At 68.1% G+C, this 9214-nt stretch carries 9 protein-coding genes, 1 tRNA gene and 1 pseudogene; 5 read left to right on the top strand and 6 right to left on the bottom strand.

Annotated features, from left to right (window positions below; translation table 11 throughout):
- Window positions 1-398: pseudogene (locus tag VJS38_RS05965) on the bottom strand (hypothetical protein); the annotation flags it as partial.
- A gap of 202 nt (window positions 399-600) precedes the next feature.
- Between VJS38_RS05965 and VJS38_RS05960 the strand changes: the two are divergent.
- Complete coding sequence (locus tag VJS38_RS05960; protein WP_324087239.1) at window positions 601-1383, top strand: site-2 protease family protein; 783 nt, start codon at window positions 601-603, stop codon at window positions 1381-1383.
- 191 nt (window positions 1384-1574) lie between these two features.
- Here the strand turns inward: VJS38_RS05960 and typA are convergent, their stop codons facing one another.
- The gene (typA, locus tag VJS38_RS05955) at window positions 1575-3410 is read right to left on the bottom strand and encodes a translational GTPase TypA (RefSeq protein ID WP_324087238.1); all 1836 of its coding nucleotides are present in this window, start codon (window positions 3408-3410) and stop codon (window positions 1575-1577) included.
- Between the two features lie 581 nt (window positions 3411-3991).
- Here typA and VJS38_RS05950 point away from each other — a divergent pair.
- Complete coding sequence (locus VJS38_RS05950) at window positions 3992-4219, top strand: hypothetical protein (protein WP_324087237.1); 228 nt, start codon at window positions 3992-3994, stop codon at window positions 4217-4219.
- Entirely contained in the window at window positions 4212-4622 is a 411-nt protein-coding gene (locus tag VJS38_RS05945; protein WP_324087236.1) for a hypothetical protein, read from the top strand. The genes VJS38_RS05950 and VJS38_RS05945 overlap by 8 nt, the downstream gene beginning before the upstream one ends.
- Window positions 4623-4687: 65 nt before the next feature.
- Here the strand turns inward: VJS38_RS05945 and VJS38_RS05940 are convergent, their stop codons facing one another.
- The gene (locus tag VJS38_RS05940; RefSeq protein WP_324087235.1) at window positions 4688-5629 is read right to left on the bottom strand and encodes an N-formylglutamate amidohydrolase; all 942 of its coding nucleotides are present in this window, start codon (window positions 5627-5629) and stop codon (window positions 4688-4690) included.
- 118 nt (window positions 5630-5747) lie between these two features.
- On the opposite strand from VJS38_RS05940, the gene cpdR reads away from it, so the two are divergent.
- Both cpdR and VJS38_RS05930 read left to right on the top strand, forming a co-directional pair.
- Entirely contained in the window at window positions 5748-6104 is a 357-nt protein-coding gene (cpdR, locus tag VJS38_RS05935; protein WP_324087234.1) for a cell cycle two-component system response regulator CpdR, read from the top strand.
- Between the two features lie 97 nt (window positions 6105-6201).
- Window positions 6202-6276, top strand: a tRNA-Val gene (locus VJS38_RS05930).
- A 191-nt stretch (window positions 6277-6467) separates the two neighbouring features.
- On the opposite strand, the gene VJS38_RS05925 is transcribed toward VJS38_RS05930, so the two are convergent.
- The 3 genes from VJS38_RS05925 to VJS38_RS05915 all read right to left on the bottom strand — a co-directional run.
- Window positions 6468-7250 carry a helix-turn-helix transcriptional regulator gene (locus tag VJS38_RS05925; protein WP_324087233.1) on the bottom strand — a complete coding sequence of 261 codons (783 nt, stop codon included), beginning with the start codon at window positions 7248-7250 and terminating at the stop codon, window positions 6468-6470.
- Window positions 7251-7349: 99 nt separating this feature from the next.
- Window positions 7350-8594, bottom strand: a complete 1245-nt coding sequence (locus VJS38_RS05920; RefSeq protein ID WP_324087232.1) for a DUF3363 domain-containing protein — start codon at window positions 8592-8594, stop codon at window positions 7350-7352.
- A 352-nt stretch (window positions 8595-8946) separates the two neighbouring features.
- On the bottom strand, window positions 8947-9214 hold a 268-nt coding region (locus tag VJS38_RS05915; RefSeq protein WP_324087231.1), incomplete at its 5' end, for a zincin-like metallopeptidase domain-containing protein.

Raw genomic sequence — 9214 nt, 5'->3', positions numbered from 1 at the left:
CGCCGACCGACCACCTCGACCTCGGCGAGCTCCACCGGGGGCCGCTCGCGTTCGACGGGCGGCGCCGGCTGCGCCGCCGGGGGCGGAACGGCGACCGACGCCGGCGTATCCGCGAGCGTCGCCGCAGGCTTGGGCGGCGACCGCAGGAAGGCCGCGCCGTGCGTCGCCCCGCCCATCGGCCCGGAGCCGAAGAAACCGGCCACCGAAGTGTCCTGCTCGCGCTGCTGCGGCATGGCGAGCAGCCCGGCCGGGCGCTGCGGCGGCACCGGCTGGGGCGCCGGAGGCTGCACGGGCGCGCCGGCTTTGGGCAGCGGGCCGATGCGGAACGGGGCCTGCGGCATTTTCGGCCAGGCGGAGGCCCGCGAAAACGGATTGTCGTCGTCGGTCGAAGGCGGCACGGCTCTCATCTCTCCGGGGGCCGGAGCCTTGGCGGTTCGAATGAACCGCCAAGGCTCATAAGTCTTTGAAGTCAGACCATTCGCTGCGCCGAACCGGCCTCCACTTCGGCGGCGAATGGTCTAGGGTCTAGCCGTTGGACTGCGCCGGTTCTATGGCGCCGCAGTTGACCACGGCGCCGCAGGTCCCCACCTTGTGCGCCAGGTGACCGAGACCGTCCAGACACAACCCGCCGCCGATCCGCCGCGCCCGGCCAACGCGCTTGGCGCGGGGCTGCTGCTCGCCTGGGCCGCGATGGGCTATGGCCTCGCGCGGCTCGACGATGCGCCCGGCGTCCTGACCTTCGCCTTCGTCATGCTGGGCTGGGTGCTGAGCGTCATGGCCCACGAGTTCAGCCACGCCGCGGTCGGCTACCTTGGCGGCGACCACACGGTGGCCCAGAAGGGCTACCTCGCCTTCGATCCGCGCCGTTACGGCGACGTCGGGACCAGCCTCGCGCTGCCCCTGCTGGCGCTGGCGCTCGGCGGCGTCGCCCTGCCCGGCGGAGCGGTCTATCTGCGCAACGACCTGATGCGCAGCCGCGCCTGGCGCAGCGCCGCGGCCCTGGCCGGGCCGGCCGCCACCCTTGTGCTGCTCGTCGTGCTCGCCAGCGTGCTGCGGATCTGGGCGGCGGAGGGGGCGCAGGGCGCGCTTTTTCCGGCGCTCAGCCTGCTGGCCTTCCTGCAGGCCATGGCGCTGATCCTCAACATCCTGCCGATCCCGGGTCTGGACGGGTTCAACGCCCTGCGCCCGTACCTGCCGACCACGCTCGCCCCGCACCTGCGCAAAGCCGAAGGGCTGGCCATGGGCCTGCTGTTCCTCGCCGTCTTCTTCGTGCCCGGCGTGGGCGCCGGCCTCTTCCGGGCGGCGGCGAGCCTCAGCGCCGTCTTCGGCCTGGACCTCGACGCGATCGGCGCCGGCTGGCGCGCCTTCCACTTCTGGCGCTGAAGATCCTCCGGCGGGCTTCGCGCCTGCTTTCGTGTATTTCGTGATTTTCGTGGTTTCGGCGAAGCCGATCCTCAAGGGCGGCTCGCCCCCTCATCCGACCCGCTGCGCGAGCCACCTTCTCCCGCAAGGGGAGAAGGATGAACACGTTTCATATGCTATAGCCCTGCCCCGCAGGGCAGGCATCGTGAGTCTTACGCCTCTTCCTTCACCCGCTTCTTGCGGAAGCTGGGGTTCAGGACCTGCTTGCGCAGGCGGATGGACTTCGGCGTCACCTCGACCAGCTCGTCGTCCTCGATGTAGGCGATCGCCTGCTCCAGCGTCAGCCGGCGCGGCGGGGTCAGGCGGATCGCCTCGTCCTTGCCCGAGGCGCGGACGTTGGTGAGCTGCTTGGCCTTCATCGGGTTGACGTCGAGGTCGTCGGCGCGGCTGTTCTCGCCGATGATCATGCCCTGGTAGGTCTTCTCGCCGGCGCCGACGAACATCGTCCCGCGCTCCTCCAGGTTCCACAGCGCATAGGCCGCGGTTTCCCCGTCGGAGTTGGAGACCAGCACGCCTTTGCGGCCGGCGTCGATCGCGCCCTTGTAGGGCTCGTAGTGGCTGAACACGCGGTTGAGCACGCCCGAACCGCGCGTGTCGGTCAGGAACTCGCCCTGGTAGCCGATCAGCGAGCGCGAGGGGCTCATCAGGCTGATCCGGGTCTTGCCGGCGCCGGAGGGGCCCATGTCCTTCAGCTCGGCCTTACGCGCCGACAGCTTCTCGATGACGATGCCGGTGAACTCGTCGTCGACGTCGATCATCACCTCCTCGATCGGCTCCATCTTCTCGCCGGTCTCCGGATCGGTCTGGAACACCACCCGCGGGCGGCTGATCGAGACCTCGAAGCCCTCGCGGCGCATGCCCTCGATCAGCACGCCCAGCTGCAGCTCGCCGCGGCCGGCGACCTCGTAGGCGTCCTTCTCCGAGGTTTCGGTGACGCGGATGGCGACGTTCGACTCGGCTTCCTTGAACAGGCGCGCGGCGATCACCCGGCTCTGCACCTTGTCGCCTTCGCGGCCGGCCAGCGGGCTGTCGTTGACCGAGACGGTCATCGAGATGGTCGGCGGATCGATCGGCTGGGCCGGCAGCGCCTCGGCGACTTCCATGGCGCAGAGGGTGTCGGCCACCGTGGCCTTCGACATGCCGGCGATGGCGACGATGTCGCCGGCCTCGGCCTCGTCGATCGGCTGGCGCTTCAGCCCGCGGAAGGCCAGCACCTTGGTGATGCGGCCGCGCTCGATCTCCTTGCCGTCGCGGCTGAGCGCGTGGATGGCCATGCCGGGCACGGCCTTGCCGCTCTCGATGCGGCCGGTCAGGAGGCGGCCGAGGAACGGGTCGTTCTCGATCAGCACCGAGAGGATCTGGAAGGGCTCGGCCTTGCGCGCTTCGGCCCTTGGCGGCGGCACGTGGTCGACGATCAGGTCGAACAGCGGGGCCAGGTCAGCATTCGGCTGGGACATGTCGAGCGTCGCCCAGCCGTTCTTGCCCGAGGCGTAGATGTGCGGGAAGTCGAGCTGCTCGTCGCTCGCGCCCATGGCGGCGAACAGGTCGAAGGCGTCGTTCAGCACCCGGTCGGGATCGGCGTGCGGCCGGTCGACCTTGTTCAGGCAGAGGATCGGCCGCAGGCCCATCTTCAGCGCCTTGCCGAGCACGAACTTGGTCTGCGGCATGACGCCTTCCTCGGCGTCGACCAGCAGGACGCAGCCGTCCACCATGCCGAGGATCCGCTCCACCTCGCCGCCGAAGTCGGCGTGGCCGGGGGTGTCGATGATGTTGATCCGCGTCTCGCCGGCCTTGCCGTTCCAGAGCACGCTGGTGCACTTGGCCAGGATGGTGATGCCGCGCTCGCGCTCCTGGTCGTTGGAGTCCATGGCGCGCTCGACCGTCGCCTCGTTGGCGCGGAAGACGCCGGACTGGGCGAGCAGCTGATCCACCAGCGTGGTCTTGCCGTGGTCGACGTGGGCGATGATGGCGATGTTGCGGAGCGACATGACGGAACGTTCTCGGCGGCGGAAAGGCGGGCTTTTAGGCGAGGCGCGGCGCGACCGCCAGCATGGAGTTCGAATGCGACCCAGCGGCGAATGCGCCCGCGGGACCCAATTCATTGTGCGGCGCAGCAATATAAGAGAGAAGCCCTCGGCCGCAAGCCCTTGCGACGGCAGATAAATCAGCTTCGCTGATGGCTTCATGAGGAATTTTTAATGCCGCCGAACTTGCTGCGTTGTGCATTGCACCGTATAAGGAGGCCGTGAGGCGTCCCTGACGCCTCTGCCCTTCCTGGGCGTTTCCTCCCTAATGACTGCCGCGCCTTCGGGCGCGGCTTTTTTTTCGCCCCCCTCCCGGCGTCATGAAAGGCAGACGACCGGCGCGCCACCCCAAGCTTACCGGAAGCGTCAGTCGCGTGGCTCCTCGAGTCGTGGACGAGCGCGGTTCGACGCGACCAAGCCCGGGAGCCGCCCCGATGCATGCGTCAGGCCACGCTGAGAGATGTCGAGGCGGCAAGAGCAGATTGCTGGAGGGGGCCGGCGGATGTAGCGTGACTCAGAAGCCGCTCGGCCAGAGAGAAAAGTAAGTGCCTGACGCCACCACAATGAAAATGCTGCAGGGAACCCTCCCGGTAGCGGGGATTCTGCTCAAGCAGGTGAAGTTCAATGCATATTTGGTGGCCATCCTTCAGCAGGCCGGCCCATCAGCAGCGTTACCTGCCGGATTGATTGAGTTACTTGAAAAGACCAATGACGAAATATTGAAAGATGTTGAGGAGCTAGTGAATTTCACCTCGGGGCAGGTCCATGGCTGAAAGCGCTAGCCCGATGCTCATACGGCTGAACGATTTGCAAAGGCAATTAGATGAGGTTCGCCAAAGCAAGGCGCCTCTTGAAACCGGGAGCGGCGGAGGCGACTCTATGGGCATGGACGCTCGCGTCACTAAGCTGGAGACGCACATGGAATATGTGCGCAAGGATCTCGATGCCATAAGCGGCAAGCTCGACAAGCTGGTTGAAAACACGAGCCAGCTTCCGACCAAGCGGGACCTCACCACCAATACCTTCGCAGCGATCGGCATTGGATTTGCAGTGATGGCGATCGTCGTCGGCGGCATTATCGGCGGCCTTGGTTGGATCCAGAGCCGTGTTTCTCCGGCTCCTGCCGCAACGCCCGTTGCGTCAGTTCCAGCCGCCTCAGCACCAGCTGCCCATTAGAGGCCGCGCTGCCGCGGGGCCTCATCGATTCTTCAGGCCGCCCTCAGTGCAGCTGGTCTTAAGTCTTAAGCCTTCAGCGCCGCCCAGTCCGCCTCGGCGAGCGCCGCCGTCAGCCGCTCCAGGTCCCCCTTCAGCCGCGCGAAGCCCGCCAGGGGCTCCAGCGTCGCCTCGTCGAGGTAAAGGCCGCGGTTGATCTCGATCTGCAGGGCGTGGGTGCGGCGCGCGGGGCGGCCGTAGTGCTCGGTGGTGTAGCCGCCGGCGTAGGGCGAGTTGCGCGCCACCCGATAGCCCATCGCCTCCAGCTCGCGCTCGACGCGGGCGGTCAGCACGCCGGCGCAGGCCGCGCCGAACCGGTCGCCCAGCACGAAGTCGCTCGGCCGGTCCCGGCCGGCGCGCGCGGCCGCAGAAGGCATGGAGTGCCAGTCGATCAGGATGACGAAGCCGTGGGCCGCCTCGGCCTCGGCCAGAAGCTGCTCCAGCGCCGCGTGATAGGGTCGATGCGCCTGGTCGATTCGCGCCCGGGCCTCGGCGAAGGTCAGCTTGCGGGCGTAGATCTCCTGGCCTTCGGAGACCACCTTGGCGATCGCGCCCAGGCCCGCGGCGACGCGCGCGGTGCGGGCGCGGGCGAAATCCGGCAGCTCGTCGACGAACATCGCCGGGTCGAGCTCGAAGGCCTCGCGGTTGAGGTCGATGTAGGCGCGGGCGTAGCGCGCGGCGATCACCGCCGCGCCGAGCTCGGCGGCGCGCCCGATCAGGTCGTCGACCAGCACGTCCTCGGAGCGCCGGATCGCATGCGCATCGAGGGCGGCGGCGGCCATCATGTCGTCGGGATAGACCCGGCCCGAATGCGGCGAGGCGAACACCAGCGGGGTGGGCGGCGCCGCCCCGTCCGCGGCGGCGCGGCGCACCTGGAAGCCCGGCTCCGGTTCGCCGGCTTTCTCAAGCGCATCCTTCTCATGCGCGTCCGTATGGGGCGCGTCGGCGCAGATCGGCTCCCAGGCGTTCATCGCATGCATTCAACGCCCAGCGCCCGGGTCCGGTCAAAGGGTTCATCGCGCTTTTACGCTTGCGCCGCTATGGTGCACGCTTCAGCTCGTACTTTAATTCAGAATTTCAGGCGTATTCATGGCCCGCATCCTGCTCGCCGAAGATGACGATTCGCTGCGCGGCTTCCTCGCCCGCGCGCTGGAGCGCGCCGGCTACGAGGTGACCGCCTGCGCCGACGGCGACGAGGCGGCCGCGGTGCTCGACCAGGACTGGGACCTGCTGCTCACCGACATCGTCATGCCGGGAATGGACGGCATCGAGGTCGCCCGCCAGGCCGCCGCCAAGCACCCGGGCCTGCGCATCATGTTCATCACCGGCTTCGCCGCCGTGGCGCTGGCCGCCGGCGAGAGCGCGCCGCCCGGCGCCAAGGTGCTTTCCAAGCCGATCCACCTGCGCGAGATCGTCCACGAGGTCGATCGGATGATCGCCGCCTAAGACGGGACCTCATCGCACACGGCCGCTTGCGTCAGCCGAGGTCGCCCGTTATATCCCCGGCCTCCCCGCTCCCGGTCCGCCGGGAAGCCAAAGGTTCGGACGCGTAGCTCAGCGGGAGAGCACTACGTTGACATCGTAGGGGTCGCTGGTTCAATCCCAGCCGCGTCCACCATCTTTTTTCCTTAGAAAACAGCAATTTACCCTCCAGGCGACAGCGCGCCTGACGCCAAAATCGCGCTCAGTTTTGCGTCAGTGGGGCAGTAGTGGGGCAGCGAAGACGCGCATAGGTGCGACGATTTGAGCCGCCCTGAGATCGGTCCCCGCCTTGGATTCGAGGCCACCCGGGCGCTGTTTCGCCGCGTCTCACCAGCGCACGGGGTTCTGCGCCGCGACGCCATTGGTTACGGACGGCGCGCCGGGCGCGTCCGCCAGCCACCCTCGTCGCCGAGCTTCGAATGCCGCGGTCGATCGCTTCGGCGTGTTGAACACCGCCTTGGCCGCCTCGACGTGGTTGTGGACGGTGCGCGGGGAGACGCCCAGCAGCATCGCGATCTCATGGTCGGTCTTGCCGGCGTGGACCCAGCGCAGGCACTCCAGCTGGCGTGGCGTCAGTGGGCAGTGCGCGCCGGGCTCGGCGGCCTCGACGATCTCCCGGCCGCGCGTGGCGAAGTAGTAGCCGGCCAGGTGCATGGCGTACCGGACCTCTGGAGCGAGATCGAGCTGGGGACCGCTGAAGGTCGTAGCCAGGAGCGTTCCGTCAGGCTCCCGGACCGGGACCACGAAGGCTTCGCGGCGGCTGGCGACGCCGAAGTTGGCGACCGTGAGCCGGTCGCCGTCGATTGAACGAAAATGGGCCAGAGCCTCGGACCAGGCGAAGGGCCGCGACCGGGTCAGCAGCATGCGCACCGCCGGATCGTGCTCGCCATAGCAGAAGCGGCCGCTGTCATCCGCCCAATCTCGCCACTGCTCGCCGAGCAGCGCGCGCGGACTGACAGGCTGTCCCGGGCTCTGGATCAGGTTGACCGACAACGACGTCACGCCAAATGGCGCGAGCCGCTCCTTCAGCCCCGACAGGAGTTCCGCCGGCCGCTTGATCCGGTCGATCTCGCCCGTGAACTCCATCACGCGCACGACGTCCGCACGCATTCACCCCAGCCCCTACGACTGCTCCGTGGCGCACCGAAAACGCCGCGGATTTCCCTCGATAACGAAAAGCCAAGGCGAAGGTTCAACCTAAGCGAGCACTCAAATGCTGCGCTCGGGTCCGTTGCGGCCTGCCGACAGGATTTGCACGCCTTGCGCGCCGCGGGCCAGCTCCACCGTCTGGCCAACTTGCGGTGGCGCCTTGCCGAGGCCTAGCCGCGCATAGTGCTCCAGGCCCTCACCGTCCCGCACGACGACATAGGCTGAGGCGCCGATCTCGTCATGAAAGCCTGTCCGGACCACGCGGCCATGGACGCGCTCGGCGCCCAATTCCCTGATGTCCTTGGCTCCCTCCAGCCGTCGCTGGTTGAGCGTGCGGATGATGTCCTTCCGGAGCTGCAGCTGGCGCAGGCGCGGCTCCAGGTCCTCGGCCAGCCGGTACTTCGCCCCGACCCGCTCGGCCAGGCCAAGGCGCTCCAGATGCCGAAGGCGGCCGCGCGTGAGCGCCGCCCAGGCGTCGGAGCGGCCGACGCCGTCCTCGGCCAGGCCGTCCGGCCCCACCGCTTCGAGCAGGCGGCGATCAAAGCCGGTGAAACGATCAGCCTCGGTTTCCCGCCAAATGCGCCGTTCCGCGTCGGCGCGCGACAGGTCGCCGAGCCGTTCCTGGGCGACCTCCTGCGCCCGGGCGCGGAAGCCATAGGCGATATAGTCGCGCGCGATGACCAGGTCCTTGCCCGACGCGCGCCGGCCGCGGATCAGGACATGGGCGTGCGGCTGGTCCGTATCGAAGTGGCAGGCCGCCAGCCATTCCAGGCCGGGCTCGGCCAGGTCGGCCGAGACCCGCGACATGACCTCCCGTACATAGCCCTTCAGATCGGCGATCCGGTCCCCGTGCTCGGGCGAGACGATGAAACGGAAATGGTGTCGGTCCTCGGCCCATGCCGCGGCGACGGCGTGGGCCTCGAGGCCGTCCCGCTCGCGGTCGAAGAACTCGGGCCGGGCGCCCTCCGCGCCGGCGCCGCTGCGGCCAAGATAGGTGATGTGCTGGGCCAGCGCCGCGCCGCGGGCGGCGCCCTTGCCGGCATGCCGCGAGACCAACGCCTTGATGATCACCCGCTGCCGGACGTCGAGCCGGAAGGCCCGACCGGACCGGGCCTGGGCAGTCCGCAGCACGCCCGCGCGGTCGCCTCGGGCGAACAGGCGGGAAGCCGCGAGGCGTTGAAAAAGTGCCGTTCGGACGCTCATTCGGTCGCGCTTGAAGGATTTCGGCAGCCGGGCGCGGCCGGCCTTGTCGTCCTCTCGTCCGGGCTCCGAGAGCCGGACTTGGATGGCGTCCCGGACCAGCATGCGCCGCCTCCACCGCCCGGAATGACAGCTCAGCCCCTCAACTCACCGCAAGTCGAAGACGTCGTCCGCCGTCATTCCAACTATTGGATAGAATACAAGAAACCACACCGACCATCACCTCCTTTTATCTTGCCCTCCGATGATTCTTTTCTACTCCAATCACAAGATGACAATCACCATCAATCCAGAACAACGGATCAAGTCAGCTTCTGGGCGTCCATAGATTTCCGGGATTCGGCGTCAGGACGCATCAAGCCTTTCGCCAGGCGCACGCAAGCTGACGGCCGGTCGAGGGCTGTTTCGACCGGCCGTCAGCCTCTTGGGTGGCTTGGAACGCAGATGTTGCGGGCCGTCAGGCGGCCTGCTCCTGCGCCGTGCGTTGCAGGCTGTGCAGGTGGTCGCAGGCGCGCTGCGCATGCGCCGCAGCGGTGAAGATCGCCCGCTTGTCCGAGCCGAGCACTTGGAGCCAGCTGTCCAGATAGGCCGCGTGGTCTTCGCGCGGGGTCAGCTCCAGTCCCAGGTCGGCGCAGAGAAAGGCCGCCCCCAGTTCGGCGACCAGCTCCTCGCGCGCATAGCCTTCGTCGCCGAAGCGCTGGCGGCCAAAATCGCGATCCAGGCGC

Source organism: Phenylobacterium sp. (assembly GCF_035276905.1).
GTDB lineage: Bacteria > Pseudomonadota > Alphaproteobacteria > Caulobacterales > Caulobacteraceae > Phenylobacterium.
The sequence above is the reverse complement of the archived record's forward strand: the minus strand, read 5'-3'. Positions and strand labels throughout refer to the sequence as shown.

Bases quoted from the DNA above. Each gene is read 5' to 3' on its own strand.
- typA (WP_324087238.1), bottom strand. From the start codon at position 3,410: ATGTCGCTCCGCAACATCGCCATCATCGCCCACGTCGACCACGGCAAG.
- VJS38_RS05925 (WP_324087233.1), bottom strand. From the start codon at position 7,250: ATGCGTGCGGACGTCGTGCGCGTGATGGAGTTCACGGGCGAGATCGAC.
- VJS38_RS05945 (WP_324087236.1), top strand. From the start codon at position 4,212: ATGGCTGAAAGCGCTAGCCCGATGCTCATACGGCTGAACGATTTGCAA.
- VJS38_RS05920 (WP_324087232.1), bottom strand. From the start codon at position 8,594: ATGCTGGTCCGGGACGCCATCCAAGTCCGGCTCTCGGAGCCCGGACGA.
- cpdR (WP_324087234.1), top strand. From the start codon at position 5,748: ATGGCCCGCATCCTGCTCGCCGAAGATGACGATTCGCTGCGCGGCTTC.
- VJS38_RS05940 (WP_324087235.1), bottom strand. From the start codon at position 5,629: ATGAACGCCTGGGAGCCGATCTGCGCCGACGCGCCCCATACGGACGCG.